This window comes from Bacillus sp. NMCC4 (assembly GCF_002998555.1).
Taxonomy (GTDB): domain Bacteria; phylum Bacillota; class Bacilli; order Bacillales; family Bacillaceae; genus Bacillus.
Window position 1 is genome coordinate 157,675 of sequence record NZ_PVRA01000002.1, and the last position, 17,122, is coordinate 174,796.

Sequence of the window (17,122 nt, forward strand, 5' to 3'; positions counted from 1 at the left end):
CCTCAAAATCCTTTGGGGTTGTCCCAACATTTTTAGGAGCTGGTTACCTGTTAGTCACTCTAGTGTATCATGTCCTTTTTGACAATTTTCGATTGTTACTCAATTGTTACAGAATTGATATGAAGCAAAATACAATTGAAACGTTCCCTCAATATGATGAGAAAAAAGCACATATTCATAAAAAATATTTAAATGTGTCATACAATTAACCGTTGACAACTTAAATGTGACATCATATTATAGAGGTATGAAATAGATTAAACGCTTTCAAATTATGAATGAAGAAAAGGGGAATGTACGTGGGTACAATTATTTGTCAAGATTGCAATGAAACCATTGATCAATTTGAAAATGAAAAAGTGACAACGCTATACGGAACGTGTGGTCACTGTCATTGCTGTGATGAAGCCTCTGAATAAATAAAAAAGCATGCAGCTCCATTTGGGGCTGCATGTTTCTTTTTTATAAAATTGGTTTTTGTTCTTTAATCACGCGGATCATTTCAAGCGTTGAATCTTCTGGTCCTTGGACAGGGAGACCAATTTCAATGTTTTTAAAGATATATGAGATATTTTCTTCTGTGATAATTTCTCCTGGTATAAAAATAGGAATGCCTGGCGGGTACACCATAACAAACTCTGCGATGATGCGGCCCCCTGCTTCTTTAAACGGAACCACTTCTGTTGTGGCGTAAAAGGCATCACGGGGCGTCATGGCAAGCGATGGAATCTCAGGCAGCAGGACTTCTGTGACCGCTTGTGTGCCGCTCTCACTTGTAGAGGTTGCGGCAATTTCCTTCATAGCCGTTATAAGCGTATCGATTGTTTCATCAGAATCACCAGGGGTCACAATACATAAAATGTTGTAAAGGTCAGAGAGCTCCACTTCAATCCGGTAGCTTTCTCTCAGCCATTTTTCGACATCATGGCCATTTAGCCCAAGGTCTTTAATTGAGATAATTAATTTCGTTGGGTCATAATCGTACGTAGAAGCTGAACCGAGTATTTCCTTGCCAATACACGTAATGCCATCAATTTGGTTCAAACGGTTTCTCGCTGATTCAGCCAAACGGATGGCTTCATCTGCAAGTGCCTTTCCTTCAGTGGCTAATCGCTTTCGAGCGACATCAAGTGACGCCAAGAGCAAATAAGAAGTAGACGTTGTCGTCAGCATGCTCAAAATCGATTGTACGCGATCTTTTGAGACAAGCCCTTCCTTCATATTTAAAATAGAGCTCTGGGTAAGGGAACCGCCGAGTTTATGGACACTCGTTGCTGCCATGTCGGCACCTGCCTGCATCGCAGATAGTGGAAGCTCATCGTGAAAATGAATATGCACGCCGTGTGCTTCATCGACAAGGACAGGCACATGAAATGAATGGGCAATGTCTACAATCGATTTTAAGTCTGCTGAAACCCCAAAATACGTCGGATTAATCACAAGCAGACCTTTTGCATCTGGGTGCTCCGTGAGCGCCTTTTTCGCTGATTCTGGTGTAATGCCGTGAGAGATGCCAAGTTCTTTGTCTATTTCTGGGTGAATAAAAACAGGAACTGCGCCAGAAAATACAATGGCGGACATAATCGATTTATGGACGTTGCGCGGAATGATGATTTTATCTCCAGGTCCGCATACGGTCATCACCATTGTCATGATGGCGCCGCTTGTTCCTTGAATAGAGAAAAATGTATGGTCAGCACCGAATGCTTCAGCAGCGAGCTCCTGTGCTTCTTTTATCATCCCTCGAGGTGAATGTAAATCATCGAGAGGTTCTATATTAATGAGATCAATGCTTAATGCATTGTCGCCAATGAATGCTCTGAATTCAGGGTCCATCCCGGCTCCTTTTTTATGGCCTGGAATGTGAAATTGGACTGGATTGGTTGCAGCATGCTTTTTTAGTCCAGTGTATAAGGGTGTATCATGTTGTGACAATTGCTTTCCCACCTTCATCGAAATACCTGCTATTATTGTGCCAATAATGGCAGATTTCATTGCATAAAACAAAAGAATTATATTATGAACTGATCGGAATGTAAAGCATAAAATCAATCGGTTTCTGATCGAACAGATGCTATAATAAAAGTTCAAATAAGAAATGAGTGTTAAAGTGAGGGACAAGTAAATGGAATATCAATATCCAATGGATGTCGACTGGACGACAGAGGAAAAGATTGCCGTTATTTCGTTTTTTCAAGCTGTTGAAAAAGCCTATGAAAAAGGAATTGCGAAGCAGGAGTTATTAGATACTTATAAACGATTTAAAGAGGTTGTGCCATCAAAAGCAGAGGAAAAGACGCATTGTGCAGCGTTTGAAAAGGAAAGCGGGTATTCTCCTTATCGTACAGTGAAATCTGCAAGAGAGGCAGAAGAGACAGCCGTTATACGTATGTAAGAAAAAACGAGCCTGCATGGGCTCGTTTCAGCGTGTAGACAAACCCTCGCATTCGGTGTCAGTCCTGCGTGCCGGTGCTCCCGAATGTCAAATTCGCTCCGCTCCGGTACTCGTCCTTCCTAGACTGCAAAGGTTTTCTATCACGCTGAAAAGAAGACAAAAGGCTAAAATGAAGATCATTTTAGCCTTTTGTCAACAATCAGAAACGAGCCGCATGGGCTCGTTTTTTTTATACAGATTCTTTTTGTGTAAAGCGGTATAGATAAGTCAACGTGCGGAAGGCATCTTCGATTTTTGATAAGTATTCTTCATTATTCATTTGAACGACTTCTTCTCTAGGCAGCTGAATGCCGCAAAGGAGCTCAGCTTTTTTCACCGTTTGGACACGTTCAAACAGCGTTTTCAGCTGTTCTGCATCAAGCTCGCTGTGACGCATGACATCTGGTTTCATATGATCTTTAGACCAAACAAAATCTTGTGGTATTTTCTTCTGAATGGTATCTAGTTCTTTTTCGAACAGCTGACCATACTCGCCTTTCACAGGAGATTCATAAATGAGCGCAAACCATACAAAGACATGTGTTTTCCAAAGCCCAATTTGAAAATGAGGGAGTTTTTTATACCCACGCTTGCTGTTTGCAAAAGCAACCCACGTATCATTTGGCGGATTGACTGATCTTCTAGCGTGCTTTGCGACATGTACAAACATTTCGTCTCCTGTAATAGAAGAAAGAAGTGGTGCAAAGTGTTCACCAAGTGCCTCAAGCTTTGGACGGACTCTTTCTTTTAATACGGTCATTCGTTCATCTAAACCGTCAACTGTAAATGTCTCAAAATCTTCATCTCTAAAACGCATTTCACTCATATTATGCCTCCTGTATTCTTTAGCTGATCATATTTTATCATAGCTTGGGTTAAGCTCAAAAAAAGATGCACCAACAGATCAAAGATTGTAGAGGAAATAGGGCAGCGTTTAAAAACAACGATTTTGTGGTACATAACAAATAGGTAAAGACACAATTTTTAGAATGTCGTTGCGGTTATGCGATCGCTTCATACGATATAAGCAAGAACCAATTCTCTTATCGATTGAATTTTTTATCAATGAAAACTGACAAGGAATGAATCATTCTCTGGAAGGGGCGTTGACCAAATGAAGCAAATCGTGAAGCAGGGGTATAGACAGGAGAAGAAGAATCGCATCGCTGTGTGGAGATTAGAGGTGGATTATGAGCTTTCTACGCTTCATGAAGCCATCGAGCAAAAAGATGACATCCAAATCGAACGCAGCAAACGAAAGCTTGAGCGCCTAAGAAAAGAATGGGAGCAGCTTAAAGGGTAAAACAAGGTGAGGTAAAAACGAACCAATTCATCGGTTCGTTTTTGTATGAAGCTGCTTTTTTCTTGCTTTTACGTACATAATATCAGTATGCTAAAACAAATAGTATTACATAGAAAAGAGGTTTACAGTCTGATGACAAACTGGGTGGAAATTGACCGTCTTGCAAAGCTTTGGGTAAAAGAAGCAGGAAGCCGTATTAAAGCGTCCATGCAGGAAGGTCTATCAATTGAAACAAAATCAAATCCAAATGATCTTGTCACTAATATCGATAAAGAAACAGAACGTTTTTTCATTGAAAAGATACAATCGACATTTTCAGATCATCACATTTTAGGAGAAGAGGGACAAGGGGAAGAGGTGACCTCGCTGGATGGGATTGTGTGGATCATTGATCCAATCGATGGCACAATGAACTTTGTCCATCAAAAACGCAACTTTGCCATTTCCATCGGGATATTTGAAAATGGCATAGGGAAAATCGGTCTCATTTATGACGTCATTCATGACGAGCTTTACCATGCGGTCAAAGGGGAAGGGGCCTATATGAATGATACCCTGCTTCCGCCATTAAAAGATGTAGCGATTGAAAAAGCCATTGTCGGCATTAACCCGACCTGGGCGATCGAAAGCCCTTATTTTGATGCTAAACCGTTTGCCCGTCTCGTGCGTGATGTGAGAGGGACGAGAACGATTGGATCAGCTGCCCTTGAGCTCGCTTATATCGCAAGCGGCAGAAGTGACGCATACGTTACGTTAAGGCTTGCGCCGTGGGATTATGCAGCAGGGTGTGTGATTCTAGATGAAGTAGGGGCTGTCTACTCAAATATACATGGAGAACGCCTAACTTTTCTAGAGAAAAACAGTATCGTCGCCGGAAATCGATCCGTTTGTGAAAAGATTTTACACGATTACATAAAAGGCAGAGGAAATAAAAAATAAACCAAATCACTTCATGAGAATGAAGTGATTTTTTGTGTTTGATGAAACTTTTTGGTAGGAGAAATGTCTATACGAACGAGGCCTTAATTTGATGTAAAGGATTGTGTTTTAATGTTAGATTTGTTTAGTGATTTATCCCTCCATTTTGAAAGATATTTTATTTTAAATGAGTACAGTATCCACATCATTCAATGGTGTGTACTTGGACTATTTGTCCTTTTTATTACACTGCCTATATGGAAAGAAAAGAAAAGTGATTATGTATTTTATGCTGGGCTTGTATTAAGAGTAGTCCTGCTAGGCGGAATGACACTTGAAATGAGCCACCAAGTCCTAGCCAGACAGTATACGATTGAAACATTTGAAGTGCTGACGGATTTCATGCAATTTCTCATCTATGGGTATGTCTTGCTTGCATCACTTTATTATGTGATCTCTCTTCCTTATTTAAAGAATAAAGGCATGTTTTTTGCATTTGATTTATCTGTCTTGCTTCTGCCTTTATGTCAGACAGTGTTTATCCTTTTTGCTGAAAGTAAAAAGTTCTTTCTCAGCGGTGATACAGGGCTAGTATGGAGAGACCTTATCACTGTAGTGATCATGGTTGGCTTTGCCGTTTTGGTACTGTACCTTTTTTTCCGTTTGTTTTGGCAGCAGAAGTGGAAGGAATCGCTGTTGTTTTATGGCCTGATTTTCGCTGCCCTGCTTTATATTTTTTATCCTTCTATCACGAAGTATGAGCTTCAATCTTCATTTAAATCGATTGTGATTTTAGCTGCAGCAGCAGGAAGCTTTATGATGATTTATTTGTTATGTGCTTTACTACGAGACAAGGTGAGGCTAAGGCAGTGGGGTGCTGGGTGTATAGCTGTCTTTTTTCTACTATTACTCAACCCGATCGTTAATATCCCTCATACCATGTTCCAATTCACCAAAACGGAATTGGTCGATACTTTCTCAGAAGAATATCGCCCTTTATCTGCCATAAGTGCAAAAGAACTTGCTTCAAAATTTGTACCAGCTGATCAGAAATTATATTTAAATGCTAGTTCTGAGCCTATTCCTTATCAATATGTGTTTGCAGCTGATCAGTATGAAGTTAACATTTCTGCATTTACGGGCGAATTGAGCGGTTATTCTTATCGAGGCCGTGTAGAGGGGAAGGAACTGACCGATAAAGAATATAGAAAAAAAACAATTGAATTTTTTGAAAGAAGCGGACGGTCAATAGATCTCAATCGCATTCAAGTAGTTGTCAAAAAAGAGGGCGGGGAGACGAGTGTTCTTCTTCTGCCAAAAGTAAAAATGTCTCATAACGAGAGTGAAAGCTTTGCGTTTGCTACTTGGAAAAAGGGGACACTTCGACAAGCGCAATATGGAAATGCCATCTTTAAATTAAAGGATATTGACGGAATCAATATAACGGAAACTGAGATAAAAAACACAATAAACAGTCTGTATCAAAACTTACATCTAAAGCCGCCAGTTTATCAAATCACAGGTATTGATGATTTTTATTTGGATTGGCAGCATGAAGTGAATGTGACAACAAATGATCAATCGGAGTTTCGGTTTAATGGCTCCACAAAAGATGTTATCAATTTAAAGCTGTCTAAATCGCTTCTTCAACAGAAAAAAGGGGAAATCAGCGATGAGAATTTGTTAAAGCTCATAGAGAAAAAGCCAGAAGACGTGAAGAAAAAGACAGGCACTAATGAAACCAAACAGTATACATTTAACCGATCCTCTCATCTACTGCGTGTGTTTAGAGATCATGATGGAATTGAACTGAGGCTGGAACCAGTGTCCTTTATACCGGATGCCGTATCGAATAAAGATCGTGATGAAGTCTATCAACAAGTATTGAAAAGTGAAAAACCATCTATGATTTATAAAAAACAAATAAAACCAGTCAGAATGATCAACGAAGAAGGGGACATGGACATTTCATGGCTTGTCATCATTCAAACCTTCGGATCAAATGAGCGTAAAATCTATGAAGTAAATGGACGAACAAAAGAGGTGCACCGTTTTGACAGATAAAGAAAAACAAGCCATCTTTCAAGACTTATATGAACTGTATCAAGAAGGGGAGCTGGGTGACGAGGCAGCCAGCTGGATGAAGACACATGAACAGCAATTTCAGCATGTTGTCATAGGGAATGAACAGGGTTCAGCGCTGATTGAAGATCAGAATGACTATAATGAGTTAAAGCGCATGAAGGGGTTTATTTACTCGTTATACTTCTTTTTCATTGTCTTATCGATTTGGATGACTGTGTGGTTTTATTTCTAATGTCCAGACCAGCTGATCAAATTGAAAAAATCTATGAAGAATATTTTCAGGAAATCACCAAATATTTATATCGGCGGACAGGAAATATGGAAACGGCCAAGGATCTTGCGCAGGATGTTTTTATGAAGGCTTTACATGGATTATCCTCTTTTAAAGGACACTCTAGTATGAAAACATGGCTTTATACCATTGCTTATCATACATTTGTGAATGACTATCGCCGGAAAATCAAATGGACATTTACGAATGTAGAAGATGTTGATTACTTAGAGCAGCAGTCCTTTATGACACCAGAGGACCACATCGAAACACAAGCTGACATTCAAAGGCTGTGGCATCATATCAATCAGCTGAAGGATTCATACCGAGAGGTCCTCATTTTAAGAGATATTCAGGAATTGTCATATGAAGAAGTAGCTGAAATTTTGAATTGGACTTTATCTAAAGTCAAAACAACCCTTCATCGAGCCAGATTAGAGCTGAAGCGAATGCTACATTGTGAGGAGTTCAATAAATGAGCTGTTATTTGATCGAAGAATTGTTACCACTTTATATAGAGGGAGACACAAGTGCAGAAACCAATAAAATAATAGCCGAGCATCTACAATCTTGCGAGAGCTGCCGGCAACTTTATCAAGAAATGAAAGAACCAATCACTCTTATACAGACACCTGATCGGACGCCATATATAAATGAAAAGGAAGAAAAAAGAAGGTTCGAGAAGCGCTACTATGGCAAGTTAATATTCCGAGCAAGCATCGTGTTTGGTTTAGGGTACGTCATGATGATCATTCTTTATTGGCTGAAATAAAAAACCCCCATCTGGGCGAACCAGGTGGGGGGTTTTCGAGCTTAGCTTAATTTTTCTTTCGCAATTTGAACTGCATCATAGAACGTTTTTAATTGCTCTTGAGGAATTTTCTTCAGCATTTGGTTGAAAACAAGTAATTCAGTAGAGCTGAATCCAAGACCTTTTGCAATTTTTGAATCAATTACAACGTTTCCTTTTTTGTCTAGAACAAGTGCATCACCAGCAAGATCAGCAAGTCTGATCACTGATTTGAAAAGTTTTTCGAATTTAGCAGCTTCTTCTTTCGTAAGACCAAGTTCAACAGCTTTTGCTGCATCAAAGATCAATTTCCCTTTTTCGTTTTTAGTGATGCTTTCACTGAAAACGATTGTAAGAACAGCTGCGCGATATAAGAATTTCTCAGCAGTCGCCGCTTCTTCTTCAGTTAGTCCGAGCTCAACAGCTTTTTTCACATCAAATGTGTAGCTGTTGTCTTCTTCAACAAATGAATTGATGAGAATGTTGATGACGCGCTCGTTTTTCTCCAATAATTCTTTAATGATTTGCTGCTGTTCAAAAGGAATCCCTTTGAAAGTTGCAGCACTTGCTTGCCCAGGAGCTACTGTTGTGAAAGTAAGGATGATAGCTAAAGCGAAAAATACAACAGAGCTGAGCGATTTACTCAAAAACTTCTTCATGCTTCTTTTCTCTCCCTTTTCTGTTAAATTTTGTTGCAAGAACAGCATACCATGAGAAACTTTGTGGAAGAATAGGAAAATTGTAACTTTATGTTTGGTTTTGGAGAACTATAAACGTTATTGTCGAAAAATGAAGAGGTTCAGATTGCTTACTTTTGCCAATTCTATATGATATGTTTTGTCTCTACACTCGAGCTTTCATAGGTGGTTGGTCTTATTTTTACTCAAAATAAAAAGCCTTCTACATGTAGAATGTAAAAGGCTTTTGGGGAATTTTATGATTGCACGTTTAATTTTCTTTTTAATGTAAATCCTGTACCCATGAAAATCATGGCGAACATAATACTTAGACAAATACCCAGCACGTTTTTTTCTGCAAGAGATACCCCAATAAACGCCATACTGACAACTGCAAGTAATGCACATAATAATAGAAGCCATTTGATTTGTTTCATTTGTCTCCATCCCTTTTTTTAGAGTTAATATAAGTTTACAGAAAAACGATCGGCATTTAAAGGGGATTGTGATATAATATGAAAGTTATCTAATTATTTTAGGAGATGAAAATGTGAAACTTCGAAAAGATCTTCGCAACATCGCAATTATTGCCCACGTTGACCATGGTAAAACGACGCTTGTTGACCAATTGCTCCATCAAGCTGGTACTTTCCGTGCGAATGAAAATATCGCTGAGAGAGCCATGGATTCAAATGATTTAGAGCGAGAGCGCGGTATTACGATTTTAGCTAAAAATACTGCGATCCATTATAAAGATACACGCATTAATATTTTAGATACACCAGGACACGCCGATTTCGGTGGTGAAGTTGAGCGTATCATGAAAATGGTAGATGGTGTACTTCTCGTTGTGGATGCTTATGAAGGCTGTATGCCTCAAACACGCTTTGTGCTGAAAAAAGCACTTGAGCAAAACTTAACACCAATCGTTGTTGTCAACAAAATTGACCGCGACTTTGCTCGTCCGGCTGAAGTAGTCGATGAAGTAATTGACTTGTTCATTGAATTGGATGCAACAGAAGAACAGCTTGAATTCCCAGTTGTCTATGCATCAGCAATCAATGGTACAGCAAGTAACGATGCGAGCAAGCAAGATGAAAACATGGAATCTTTGTTTGAAGCCATTGTTAACCATATCCCTTGCCCAGTTGATAACCATGAAGAGCCGCTTCAATTCCAAGTGGCACTACTTGATTACAATGATTATGTTGGAAGAATCGGGATCGGCCGTGTATTCAGAGGAACAATGCAAGTAGGACAGCAAGTGGCCTTAATGAAAGTTGACGGCAGTGTGAAACAATTCCGTGTGACAAAGATTTTTGGTTTCCAAGGGTTAAAACGAGTGGAAATCAACGAAGCGAAAGCAGGAGATCTTGTTGCTGTATCGGGAATGGAAGACATCAACGTAGGTGAAACGGTTTGTCCGGTAGAACACCAAGAGGCCCTGCCAATCCTTCGTATTGATGAGCCGACACTTCAAATGACGTTTGTTGTAAACAACAGCCCATTTGCAGGCCGTGAAGGAAAATACGTGACATCACGTAAAATTGAAGAGCGCTTAGAGCAGCAGCTTCAAACAGACGTCAGTCTTCGTGTGGATCCAACTGATTCACCTGATGCCTGGGTTGTATCTGGACGCGGAGAGCTTCACTTATCCATTCTTATTGAGAATATGAGACGTGAAGGATTTGAATTACAAGTATCGAAGCCAGAAGTTATTGTAAAAGAAGTTGATGGTGTTCGATGTGAGCCTGTTGAACGCGTTCAAATTGATGTGCCAGAAGAGCACACTGGCTCTATCATGGAATCAATGGGCGCAAGAAAAGGTGAAATGATTGACATGATCAATAATGGTAACGGTCAAGTTCGCCTGATCTTTACAGTGCCATCACGTGGTTTAATCGGATATACAACTGAATTTCTTTCATTAACTCGTGGTTTTGGTATTTTAAACCATACGTTTGACAGCTACCAGCCAATGCAGTCTGGCCAAGTTGGCGGACGCCGTCAAGGTGTACTTGTTTCAATGGAAACAGGTAAAGCGACTGCTTACGGAATCCAAGGCGTTGAAGAGCGCGGTGTGATCTTCGTTGAGCCGGGTACTGAAGTATACCAAGGAATGATTGTTGGTGAGCATAACCGTGAGAACGATCTTGTTGTCAACGTTAGCCGTATGAAACAACAAACAAACGTACGTTCAGCGACGAAAGATCAAACGGTGAGCATGAAGAAACCACGTATTATGTCACTTGAGGAATCTCTTGAGTACTTGAATGAAGACGAATACTGTGAGGTTACACCTGAATCGATTCGTTTAAGAAAGAAAATTTTAGATAAAAACGAACGTGAGAAAGCAGCGAAGAAGAAAAAGCTAGCAGGATTATCGTAATTCCATGAAGAATTAAAAAGATAGAACCCTGAAAGATAAGGGGAGGGAATCTTTTTGAATGATCAGGAAGTAAGTGAAAATCTATCCTTTTTCGCGATGCTGTTTCGTGTCGATGAAAATCCGCAAACAGGGATGTGGCTCCTATATGGTACCATCCTTGTTTTAGCGATTATTGTTTTTAAGCTCGGCTTTGCTAGACGTTTACCGATTTTAAAAGCACTCGTGATTTACTTGTTTTTGATTTTTGGCTGCACGTTTCTCACATTTCTAGGAATCTTTCTGCCAGTAGCGGAAGGCCTAGTCGTGGCAGCTGCCATTTTGATTATTTATAAAATACGGCTGCATCGTGCAAAAAAAGAAGGAACAGTGAATACGTAAAAAAAAGACCTGAACATGTGTCAGGTCTTTTTTATGTCTTTTGTTCTTTTTTTCCTTTTTTCTTCTTTTTCTCTTTCGTCGCAGGATCTTGATAAAGAGAGAATCTGCCAGTTTTGATGCGTGCTTCTGTCTTTACTTTAATGCGTTCCTGACAGTCATCGCACATATATGTATGAATCGGTCGATTTCTTAACCGCTTAGCAACGAGTGTATCATCATCAATTGTTTCAAGCTTCTCACATAATGAGCACTTCACTCTCATCATTTTCACCTCACTTATTGCATTTATTATAGCATGTTTTCCAAGCACTTGAAATCAGCGTAGAAAAAGGCTTATATCACAGGAGATATAAGCCGTTCTCTTTATTTCTTCTGATTCATATGATGGTTTGATTGATCATTTTGATGTTTGTCTAACTGCTTTTGATCGTTTTGTTTGAGCTGATCATTTGGCTCATTCGTCGGGTCTTTTTCGTGACGATCGATTTCATTTCTCGGCATCTCTGGCATCACGCGGCCGACAATGGCAGCTAGTTCATCCATAATCCCACTTACAGGACGGCCTGCTTGTATTTCTTTGCCCATTTCTTTTAACCGGCTGACTGTATCCGGATCAGCGACTACAACAGCATTCGCACCTTCTGGGTCATTTTTCAGCGCTTTTGCAACTGAATATTTAATGGTTTCTACTTTGCTTCTATCTAAATCATCTTTTACATCAATACCAACAACAGCATAGCGGCCGATGACGATCGCCGTTGCATCATTGACATCTGCTACGTTCTCTGTCACTTTGACAAGATGCTGCGCAACATCTGTGGATGACCGGGCTTGATTGGTCTTTTTCTTTGTTGAGTCTGACACCCGTACTACGTGCTGGCGTCCATCTTGCTTGTCCAGTGATTCTGGCTTTTCCTGCTGCTGGCAAGCGCCCAACAGAATGATGGCTTGAATCATGAATAATGTCATAAATAGTCGCATCTATATTCCCTCCTTCACAAACTGCATGATTTATTTTATTGTTGAATTAACCTTCTAACTTTATTCATGAAAACATATATTTTAACAATCGTTTTGGGAAAGACAAGGATGAATGAAACCCCGATCAGGAGGCGAAGGACCTGAGTAAAATTTATGTATTAGACACAAATGTGTTATTACAGGATCCGAATTCAATCTTTTCATTTGAAGACAACGAGGTCGTCATACCAGCCGTTGTGTTAGAAGAAGTAGACTCGAAAAAGAGATATATGGACGAGGTTGGGCAAAATGCCCGGCGTGTCTCACGCTTAATCGACGGTTTAAGATCGAAAGGGAAACTGCATGAAAAAATTACACTAGAATCAAAAGGCACGCTGCGCATTGAACTGAATCACCGCTCCTTCCATGAGCTTCAAGAAATTTTTATTGAAAAAACGAACGATAATCGGATTTTGGCAGTCGCGAAAAATTTGAGCTTAGAGGAAGAAACAAAGCCTCATGGCCGGCCTGTCATTTTGGTCAGCAAGGATGTGTTAGTGCGGGTAAAGGCAGATGCTATAGGGCTTCAAGCAGAAGACTTCTTAAGTGACCGTGTTCTGCAAAATGAAGACATCGATAATGGCTATCATGAGCTCTACATTCCGACTGAGCAATTGAATACATTTTATAAGCAAAATCAATTACCAATAAAAGAGGTCACAAGTGCACCATTTAACCCTCATCAATTTGTCATCATGAAGGGAAATGAAGGCGGTTCTGCTTTAGGAATGCTTGATCAAAAGGCAGAGCATATGAAACGTCTCGTTTATGATCAAGAGTATATTTGGGGAATCCGTCCAAAAAATGTCCAGCAGACGATGGCACTCGAGCTGCTTTTGCGCCGTGACATTCCGCTCGTGACGCTGATCGGAAAAGCGGGGACTGGTAAAACATTGCTTGCACTTGCTGCCGGATTAATGCAGACAGAGGATCTCGGTATGTTTAAAAAGTTGATCGTGGCGCGCTCAATCGTGCCTGTTGGGAAAGACTTAGGCTACTTGCCAGGAGAAAAGGAAGAAAAGCTCAGACCATGGATGCAGCCGATCTATGACAACCTAGAGTTTTTATTTAATACAAAAAAGCCTGGTGAGCTTGATGCGATTTTGGCGGGAATTGGATCTATTCAAGTCGAAGCATTAACATATATCCGGGGAAGAAGTATACCTGATCAATTTATTATCATTGATGAGGCGCAGAATTTAACAAAGCACGAGGTGAAAACATTATTAACGCGAGTCGGAGAAGGAAGTAAAATTGTGCTGATGGGAGATCCAGAGCAGATTGATCATCCTTATTTAGACAGCTTAAATAATGGGCTTACGTATGTGATCGAGCGGTTCAAAGGACAGCAAATCTCTGGACATGTCAAGCTTGTCAAAGGAGAAAGGTCTGGACTTGCACAGCTTGCCGCTGATTTGCTATAGTCCAGACCCTCTGACTTATGTAATCATCAGCTCTTTGACACCTTTTATCGGCTGAGTGAGGTTGGACTGATCCGCGAAATAGACGTGGATTGGTCCTTCTTCTGTGATTGGCTTACCATTTTGACTGAAATGAGCAATGCTCTCCATTGCCTGAGAAAGCGGCACAGCAATTGTACCTGTTTCTGTGACAAATTCGCATGTATCCGCATGTTCAAGCGGCTCAGCATTTTTTAGCATATCGCCAAGCTTCATCCCGAAGCTGCCTGTGACGAGTCTTTCCTTTTCATACTTCTTCTCTGTTTTTAACGTGGGTGGAAGTGTCTGACCTTCTCTTATGACCCGCTCTTGGTCAAGCTCCTGATCTAGCTGATTCTCTTCACTTTCTGCACTTTTTTCAAAGAATGAATCCATTAAAAATTTACGGTCATCAAAAATCCATACACTTGGATCAATGGTGATCTTGTACTGTACGTTCCCCTTGATTTGAATGATGCTCATGTTCAAGACAACCCCTTTCCAACATAAATTATAGAAGTTTTCCCCCGCTTTGTCACTTTCATAAACATGCGTCTCCTTGTACACACTAATCTTACATGAAGGATAGGGAGGATATTAGGCATGGCATGTCGCGACAATGAAGAGCTTCAGCGATTTGTAGAAGAAGCAAAAAAAGTGGCCAAAGATGGTCAAGTAGCATCCTATATTCCCGCACTCGGCAAAGCGGATCAGACGGATTTATCTGTTGCTGTGTATCATGTGAGTAATACGTGCCACTCGGCAGGAGATGTAGATAAACGGTTTACTCTTCAAAGCATTTCAAAAGTATTAGCACTTGCGCTCGTGCTCTCAGAAGAAGGACCAAAAAAAGTATTTCAATTTGTTGGACAAGAACCAACAGGTGACCCGTTTAATTCGATGATCAAACTGGAAACAGCGAGCCCGAATAAACCGCTGAATCCAATGATTAATGCAGGGGCGCTCGCAGTCACGAGTTTAATCAGAGGAGCGACTCCGCAAGATCAGCTGAGCCGTTTGCTTGGCTTCATTAGAGAGCTGGCAAATGACAAAAGCATTACATACTGCAAAGAAACAGCTGCCTCCGAATTTGAGACATCCATGATTAACCGGGCGATGTGCTATTATATGAAGCAATATCATATTATTAGAGGGAACGTAGAAGAAGTCATGGACGTCTATACGAAACAATGTGCCATCATGATGAATAGCTTGGATTTGGCGAAAATTGCTTGTGTTTTTTCATTAGACGGCAGACATCCAGAGACGGGTAAGCAGATTCTTTCGAAAGATGTCGCTAGAATTTGTAAAACCTTTATGGTGACGTGCGGCATGTACAATGCGAGCGGAGAATTTGCCATTAACATCGGAATTCCTGCTAAAAGCGGTGTCTCAGGCGGGATTATGGGGGCGGCACCATATGATTTCGGGATCGGTATCTTCGGTCCAGCTCTGGATGAAAAAGGGAATAGTATTGCTGGGATTAAGCTGCTTGAGCTGATGAGTGAAAAATATGAGATGAGTATCTTTTAATGAAGGAAGGCTTCTTTTTATTTTTACAAAGCGAACTGTACAAATCTGCTTGCAATTTTGGGCGTTTCGCTTTATGATAAATAGAAGAATTAGGTACTCGCCTGGGGAACGGAGGGATACTTTTGGCGTCAGAAATTTTAGTCGATCATCGGCAAAAAGCACTGGCTTTATTAAAATTGGATGCAGATAAAATTTTAAAATTGATCCAAGTGCAAATGGACAACTTAACGATGCCGCAATGTCCTCTTTATGAAGAGGTTTTAGATACTCAAATGTTCGGATTATCGAGAGAAATTGATTTTGCTGTCCGGCTTGGATTAGTTGATCAACATGAAGGTAAGAAACTACTCGATAAACTTGAGAGAGAGCTTTCCGCACTTCATGATGCGTTCACAAAAAAATAATGATTGAAAACTCAAACTTCCTCAACATAAGTTTGAGTTTTTTTGTCCTCTATTTTCTTTTCATTGATTGATGTCAAACGGACTTGATTCTTTCATGAATGACGAACAATATAAAAGAGGTAAAACGAGATCAAACGGAGAAAATGTAGTAGAATAAAAACAGCTAAGAGGATATCAAGCAGTAGAAACAGACGTTAGGAAGAGGATTATATGTTAAAGAGAATGCTAAAATCGTATGACTACTCATTATTGTTCGCCATTATTTTAATTAGCGCATTCGGTTTGGTCATGGTGTATAGCTCAAGTATGATTACATCTGTGATCAGATACGATGCCGCACCAGATAATTTTTTTAAGAAACAGCTTTTATTTATGATCGTTGGAGCGGTCATCTTGTTCTTTACAGCACTAGTTCCATATCAGCTGTTTTCAAATAAGAAATTCCAGATCGGTATGCTGCTGCTATCAGTGTTTTCACTCATCTATGTGTACTTTGGCGGTCATATTGCAGGGAACGCAAGAAGCTGGATCAAAATAGGCCCATTTAGTCTTCAGCCAGCGGAATTTGTGAAGATTGTCGTCATTATCTATCTTGCTGCTGTGTATGCAAAAAAGCAGCATTATATTGATCATATTTTAAGAGGAGTCACACCTCCCATCGTGATTGTCTCGATCTTATGCGGATTTATCATTTTGCAGCCAGACTATGGGACAGCCTTTATCATTGGCATGATTGCTCTCGCGATGATTTTATGCTCAGGGTTTAGCGGGAAAACACTTGCGAAGCTGCTGGCGCTATTTAGTGCCGTGATGGTCGTCGTGACCCCATTTATTATTCTTTTTTGGGATAAAATTTTCACGCAAAATCGTCTCGGGCGTTTTGAGAGTTTCCAAGATCCATTTAAAGATGCAGGGGCGACTGGACATCAATTGATTAATTCCTATTACGCTATTGGATCAGGCGGCTTTTTTGGACTGGGTCTAGGAGAAAGCGTTCAAAAGTACGGATATCTTCCAGAGCCGCATACAGATTTTATCATGGCGATCATTTCAGAAGAGCTTGGCTTTTTCGGTGTATTTTTTGTTCTCGCTCTCCTTGGCTTCATCGTCGTGAAAGGTTTTTATATTGCAAGAAAGTGTGAAGATCCATTTGGAAGTTTGCTTGCAATAGGAATTTCCTCCATGATTGCGATCCAAACATGCATTAATTTAGGCGGTGTTTCAGGTCTGATTCCGATTACAGGGGTCACACTTCCATTTATCAGCTACGGGGGATCGTCCATCATTTTACTTAGCGGCTGTATGGGAATATTGCTGAATATCAGCATGTTTACTGAATATAAAGAGCGTTACAAAAAGAAAAAATCAATGAGCAAGCCATCAGTTCAAAAAAATGGATTGCAGAAAACTTTGAATCTTTAGAAAACAAAAGTGTACAGTTTTCATTTCTTCCTTTATTATAGAGTACATATAAAATTTTA

At 40.1% G+C, this 17,122-nt stretch carries 21 protein-coding genes; 14 read left to right on the forward strand and 7 right to left on the reverse strand.

Annotated elements, in window-relative coordinates:
- The first annotated feature begins 299 nt into the window (after positions 1 to 299).
- Entirely contained in the window at positions 300 to 419 is a 120-nt protein-coding gene (locus C6Y02_RS05060) for a GapA-binding peptide SR1P (protein ID WP_003212464.1), read from the forward strand.
- A gap of 43 nt (positions 420 to 462) precedes the next feature.
- Here the strand turns inward: C6Y02_RS05060 and C6Y02_RS05065 are convergent, their stop codons facing one another.
- Positions 463 to 1,935, reverse strand: a complete 1,473-nt coding sequence (locus C6Y02_RS05065; protein ID WP_106030790.1) for an aminotransferase class I/II-fold pyridoxal phosphate-dependent enzyme — start codon at positions 1,933 to 1,935, stop codon at positions 463 to 465.
- 190 nt (positions 1,936 to 2,125) lie between these two features.
- Between C6Y02_RS05065 and C6Y02_RS05070 the strand changes: the two genes are divergently transcribed.
- The gene (locus tag C6Y02_RS05070; RefSeq protein WP_060596166.1) at positions 2,126 to 2,395 is read left to right on the forward strand and encodes a UPF0223 family protein; all 270 of its coding nucleotides are present in this window, start codon (positions 2,126 to 2,128) and stop codon (positions 2,393 to 2,395) included.
- A gap of 229 nt (positions 2,396 to 2,624) precedes the next feature.
- On the opposite strand, the gene C6Y02_RS05080 is transcribed toward C6Y02_RS05070, so the two are convergent.
- Positions 2,625 to 3,260, reverse strand: a complete 636-nt coding sequence (locus tag C6Y02_RS05080; RefSeq protein WP_060596167.1) for a DUF1054 domain-containing protein — start codon at positions 3,258 to 3,260, stop codon at positions 2,625 to 2,627.
- A gap of 288 nt (positions 3,261 to 3,548) precedes the next feature.
- On the opposite strand from C6Y02_RS05080, the gene C6Y02_RS05085 reads away from it, so the two are divergent.
- The 6 genes from C6Y02_RS05085 (at position 3,549) to C6Y02_RS05110 (ending at position 7,783) form a co-directional block, all read left to right on the forward strand.
- Positions 3,549 to 3,737, forward strand: a complete 189-nt coding sequence (locus C6Y02_RS05085) for a hypothetical protein (protein ID WP_003211901.1) — start codon at positions 3,549 to 3,551, stop codon at positions 3,735 to 3,737.
- 132 nt (positions 3,738 to 3,869) lie between these two features.
- A complete protein-coding gene (locus C6Y02_RS05090) occupies positions 3,870 to 4,676 on the forward strand; it encodes an inositol monophosphatase family protein (RefSeq protein ID WP_060596168.1) in 807 nt (268 codons plus the stop codon).
- Positions 4,677 to 4,787: 111 nt separating this feature from the next.
- Positions 4,788 to 6,719 carry a hypothetical protein gene (locus C6Y02_RS05095; RefSeq protein WP_106030792.1) on the forward strand — a complete coding sequence of 644 codons (1,932 nt, stop codon included), beginning with the start codon at positions 4,788 to 4,790 and terminating at the stop codon, positions 6,717 to 6,719.
- Positions 6,709 to 6,972: a hypothetical protein gene (locus C6Y02_RS05100; RefSeq protein WP_060596169.1), complete on the forward strand. Its 264-nt coding sequence runs from the start codon at positions 6,709 to 6,711 to the stop codon at positions 6,970 to 6,972. The genes C6Y02_RS05095 and C6Y02_RS05100 overlap by 11 nt, the downstream gene beginning before the upstream one ends.
- Positions 6,972 to 7,490 (forward strand): sigma-70 family RNA polymerase sigma factor, encoded by a 519-nt coding sequence (locus C6Y02_RS05105; RefSeq protein WP_060596398.1) that lies wholly within the window; start codon positions 6,972 to 6,974, stop codon positions 7,488 to 7,490. Before C6Y02_RS05100 ends, C6Y02_RS05105 begins: the two co-directional genes overlap by 1 nt.
- Complete coding sequence (locus tag C6Y02_RS05110; RefSeq protein WP_060596170.1) at positions 7,487 to 7,783, forward strand: anti-sigma factor family protein; 297 nt, start codon at positions 7,487 to 7,489, stop codon at positions 7,781 to 7,783. Before C6Y02_RS05105 ends, C6Y02_RS05110 begins: the two co-directional genes overlap by 4 nt.
- 41 nt (positions 7,784 to 7,824) lie before the next feature.
- Here the strand turns inward: C6Y02_RS05110 and C6Y02_RS05115 are convergent, their stop codons facing one another.
- Both C6Y02_RS05115 and C6Y02_RS05120 read right to left on the reverse strand, forming a co-directional pair.
- On the reverse strand, positions 7,825 to 8,460 hold the full coding sequence (locus tag C6Y02_RS05115) for a hypothetical protein (protein ID WP_106030794.1): 636 nt from the start codon (positions 8,458 to 8,460) through the stop codon (positions 7,825 to 7,827).
- Positions 8,461 to 8,735: 275 nt separating this feature from the next.
- Positions 8,736 to 8,915, reverse strand: coding sequence for a DUF5325 family protein (locus tag C6Y02_RS05120; protein WP_034662648.1), 180 nt, complete (start codon positions 8,913 to 8,915; stop codon positions 8,736 to 8,738).
- A gap of 113 nt (positions 8,916 to 9,028) precedes the next feature.
- Between C6Y02_RS05120 and typA the strand changes: the two genes are divergently transcribed.
- Positions 9,029 to 10,867, forward strand: a complete 1,839-nt coding sequence (typA, locus tag C6Y02_RS05125; RefSeq protein WP_034662645.1) for a translational GTPase TypA — start codon at positions 9,029 to 9,031, stop codon at positions 10,865 to 10,867.
- Positions 10,868 to 10,963: 96 nt separating this feature from the next.
- A complete protein-coding gene (locus C6Y02_RS05130; protein ID WP_044334035.1) occupies positions 10,964 to 11,245 on the forward strand; it encodes a YlaH-like family protein in 282 nt (93 codons plus the stop codon).
- A gap of 31 nt (positions 11,246 to 11,276) precedes the next feature.
- Here C6Y02_RS05130 and C6Y02_RS05135 read toward each other — a convergent pair whose 3' ends face one another.
- Both C6Y02_RS05135 and C6Y02_RS05140 read right to left on the reverse strand, forming a co-directional pair.
- Positions 11,277 to 11,507 (reverse strand): YlaI family protein, encoded by a 231-nt coding sequence (locus C6Y02_RS05135; RefSeq protein WP_012009835.1) that lies wholly within the window; start codon positions 11,505 to 11,507, stop codon positions 11,277 to 11,279.
- 101 nt (positions 11,508 to 11,608) lie between these two features.
- A complete protein-coding gene (locus C6Y02_RS05140; RefSeq protein ID WP_106030795.1) occupies positions 11,609 to 12,226 on the reverse strand; it encodes a YhcN/YlaJ family sporulation lipoprotein in 618 nt (205 codons plus the stop codon).
- Positions 12,227 to 12,366: 140 nt separating this feature from the next.
- Here C6Y02_RS05140 and C6Y02_RS05145 point away from each other — a divergent pair, with 140 nt between their 5' ends.
- Complete coding sequence (locus tag C6Y02_RS05145) at positions 12,367 to 13,689, forward strand: PhoH family protein (RefSeq protein WP_060596173.1); 1,323 nt, start codon at positions 12,367 to 12,369, stop codon at positions 13,687 to 13,689.
- Positions 13,690 to 13,704: 15 nt separating this feature from the next.
- Here the strand turns inward: C6Y02_RS05145 and C6Y02_RS05150 are convergent, their stop codons facing one another.
- Positions 13,705 to 14,187 (reverse strand): hypothetical protein, encoded by a 483-nt coding sequence (locus C6Y02_RS05150; RefSeq protein WP_034662633.1) that lies wholly within the window; start codon positions 14,185 to 14,187, stop codon positions 13,705 to 13,707.
- A gap of 120 nt (positions 14,188 to 14,307) precedes the next feature.
- On the opposite strand from C6Y02_RS05150, the gene glsA reads away from it, so the two are divergent.
- The 3 genes from glsA to ftsW all read left to right on the forward strand — a co-directional run bounded on the left by glsA (position 14,308) and on the right by ftsW (position 17,063).
- Positions 14,308 to 15,237, forward strand: a complete 930-nt coding sequence (gene glsA, locus C6Y02_RS05155; RefSeq protein ID WP_034662630.1) for a glutaminase A — start codon at positions 14,308 to 14,310, stop codon at positions 15,235 to 15,237.
- Between the two features lie 122 nt (positions 15,238 to 15,359).
- Positions 15,360 to 15,641: an Fpa/YlaN family protein gene (locus tag C6Y02_RS05160; protein ID WP_003212509.1), complete on the forward strand. Its 282-nt coding sequence runs from the start codon at positions 15,360 to 15,362 to the stop codon at positions 15,639 to 15,641.
- A gap of 210 nt (positions 15,642 to 15,851) precedes the next feature.
- Entirely contained in the window at positions 15,852 to 17,063 is a 1,212-nt protein-coding gene (ftsW, locus tag C6Y02_RS05165; RefSeq protein WP_034662626.1) for a putative lipid II flippase FtsW, read from the forward strand.
- Positions 17,064 to 17,122 lie beyond the last annotated feature (59 nt).

What these genes read in the sequence shown, in the direction of transcription:
- C6Y02_RS05140 (WP_106030795.1), bottom strand. Translation starts at nt 12,226, where the DNA reads ATGCGACTATTTATGACATTATTCATGATTCAAGCCATCATTCTGTTG.
- C6Y02_RS05115 (WP_106030794.1), bottom strand. Translation starts at nt 8,460, where the DNA reads ATGAAGAAGTTTTTGAGTAAATCGCTCAGCTCTGTTGTATTTTTCGCT.
- C6Y02_RS05080 (WP_060596167.1), bottom strand. Translation starts at nt 3,260, where the DNA reads ATGAGTGAAATGCGTTTTAGAGATGAAGATTTTGAGACATTTACAGTT.
- C6Y02_RS05105 (WP_060596398.1), top strand. Translation starts at nt 6,972, where the DNA reads ATGTCCAGACCAGCTGATCAAATTGAAAAAATCTATGAAGAATATTTT.
- C6Y02_RS05150 (WP_034662633.1), bottom strand. Translation starts at nt 14,187, where the DNA reads ATGAGCATCATTCAAATCAAGGGGAACGTACAGTACAAGATCACCATT.
- C6Y02_RS05085 (WP_003211901.1), top strand. Translation starts at nt 3,549, where the DNA reads ATGAAGCAAATCGTGAAGCAGGGGTATAGACAGGAGAAGAAGAATCGC.
- C6Y02_RS05090 (WP_060596168.1), top strand. Translation starts at nt 3,870, where the DNA reads ATGACAAACTGGGTGGAAATTGACCGTCTTGCAAAGCTTTGGGTAAAA.
- C6Y02_RS05095 (WP_106030792.1), top strand. Translation starts at nt 4,788, where the DNA reads ATGTTAGATTTGTTTAGTGATTTATCCCTCCATTTTGAAAGATATTTT.
- C6Y02_RS05120 (WP_034662648.1), bottom strand. Translation starts at nt 8,915, where the DNA reads ATGAAACAAATCAAATGGCTTCTATTATTATGTGCATTACTTGCAGTT.
- ftsW (WP_034662626.1), top strand. Translation starts at nt 15,852, where the DNA reads ATGTTAAAGAGAATGCTAAAATCGTATGACTACTCATTATTGTTCGCC.
- C6Y02_RS05130 (WP_044334035.1), top strand. Translation starts at nt 10,964, where the DNA reads ATGCTGTTTCGTGTCGATGAAAATCCGCAAACAGGGATGTGGCTCCTA.
- C6Y02_RS05070 (WP_060596166.1), top strand. Translation starts at nt 2,126, where the DNA reads ATGGAATATCAATATCCAATGGATGTCGACTGGACGACAGAGGAAAAG.
- C6Y02_RS05110 (WP_060596170.1), top strand. Translation starts at nt 7,487, where the DNA reads ATGAGCTGTTATTTGATCGAAGAATTGTTACCACTTTATATAGAGGGA.
- glsA (WP_034662630.1), top strand. Translation starts at nt 14,308, where the DNA reads ATGGCATGTCGCGACAATGAAGAGCTTCAGCGATTTGTAGAAGAAGCA.
- C6Y02_RS05135 (WP_012009835.1), bottom strand. Translation starts at nt 11,507, where the DNA reads ATGAGAGTGAAGTGCTCATTATGTGAGAAGCTTGAAACAATTGATGAT.